Origin of the sequence: Streptomyces sp. URMC 123, from assembly GCF_051386515.1 — a bacterium.
Taxonomy (GTDB): domain Bacteria; phylum Actinomycetota; class Actinomycetes; order Streptomycetales; family Streptomycetaceae; genus Streptomyces.
In genome coordinates, this window is the sequence record NZ_JBPQTV010000586.1 from 1 (window position 1) to 1656 (window position 1656).

1 protein-coding gene is annotated in these 1656 nt (G+C 74.2%); it reads right to left on the reverse strand.

Going from position 1 to position 1656, the window contains the following annotated elements; genetic code table 11:
• Positions 1 to 94 precede the first annotated feature (94 nt).
• Entirely contained in the window at positions 95 to 1393 is a 1299-nt protein-coding gene (gene fahA, locus ACSNOD_RS30985; protein ID WP_436770404.1) for a fumarylacetoacetase, read from the reverse strand.
• Positions 1394 to 1656 lie beyond the last annotated feature (263 nt).

The following is a 1656-nucleotide window of genomic DNA, read 5'->3' on the forward strand; positions in this document are numbered from 1 at the left end:
GGCCGGGCCCGCACCAGCTCGATGCCGGGCCCGGCGACCCGTATGCCGCGCGGCAGCGCCCCGGCCCTCTCCGGGTCGCCCCCGGCGGGGAGCGTCAGTCCGTCGTGTGGAGGGTGGGGGACTTCTCGACGCGGCCGGTCACCTCGCCCAGGCCCACCCGCGTACCGTGCGGGCCCGGCGCCCAGGCGGAGATCGTCACCTCGTCGCCGTCCTCCAGCCAGGTCCGCTCCCCGTCCGGCAGGACCAGCGCGTCGCGCCCCGACCAGGTGAGCTCCAGCAGACAGCCGCGCTCCTCCGGCCGCGGGCCGCTGACCGTGCCCGACGCGAACAGATCGCCCGTGCGCAGGCTCGCCCCGTTGACCGTCATATGGGCGAGCTGCTGCGCCGCCGTCCAGTACATGGCCGAGAACGGCGGCTCGGACACCGTATGGCCGTTGATCGCCACGGTCAGCCGGAGGTCGAAGCCGCCCGGCTCCGCGGCGCCCGCGTCGTCCAGGTAGGGCAGGAGGTCGTGGGTGCGGGCCGGCGGCGCGGTGCGGGCGGCGTCGAGCGCCTCCAGCGGTGTGACCCACGCGGAGACGGACGTGGCGAAGGACTTGCCCAGGAACGGCCCCAGCGGCACGTACTCCCACGCCTGGATGTCCCGCGCCGACCAGTCGTTGACCAGGCACACCCCGAAGACGTGGTCCCGGAAGTCGCCGAGCGGCACCGGCTCGCCGGCCCGCGAGGGCGTGCCCACCACGAAGCCCACCTCCGCCTCGAAGTCCAGGCGGACCGAGGGACCGAAGACCGGCGAGGGGTCGGTCGGGGCCTTGCGCTGCCCCAGCGGCCGGACCACGGGGGTGCCCGAGACCACGACCGTGCCGGAGCGGCCGTGGTAGCCGATGGGCAGGTGCTTCCAGTTGGGGGTCAGCGGCTCGCCGTCCGGCCGGAAGATCCTGCCGACGTTGGTGGCGTGGTGCTCGCTGGCGTAGAAGTCGACGTAGTCGGCGACCTCGAAGGGGAGGTGCAGGCTGACCGCGTCCAGCGGGTGCAGGAACGGTTCGATCGCCGGGTAGCCCAGCCAGGTCCGCAGGTCGGCGCGCACGGCCGCCCACACCGCGGGGCCGGCGGCCAGCAGCGGGTTGAGCGACGGGTGGGCCAGCACGTCCGAGTGCGGCGAGCCGAGGGCGGTGGCGGCGGTGTGCGCGTCCAGGACGTGGTCGCCGTAGCGGACGCCGATGCGGCGCCGGTCCGGCTCGTCGGCGGTGCTGAAGACGCCGTAAGGGAGGTTGTGCAGGCCGAAGGGGTGGTCTTCGGCGACGGTGAGCGGCCCGGGGGCGCTCTGCGGACCGCGCGCGCTCTGCGACGCGCTCCGCGCGTTCTGGTGGCTCTGAGGGGACTGCTCGGGCATGGGTTGCTGCCTCGCCTTCCTGGTCGCCTTGGGCTCGGTGGGCTCGGGCCACAGAATGCACAGGTTACGGCCTGGTGGCGCACGGTGGGCGCGCGCCGGGGCGCGGGCGTCGGCACGTGCGACGGCGGCTCCCGGCGGGACCGTAAATATCAGGAAAACCCGTGCGGGAGGCGGAAATTCCGAAGTAGCTTCCTTGACGGGCGAGGCGGGCCGTCGGTCGGGTGTCCATCGGGGCCGGGGCGGATACACGCAGAGGTATGAGC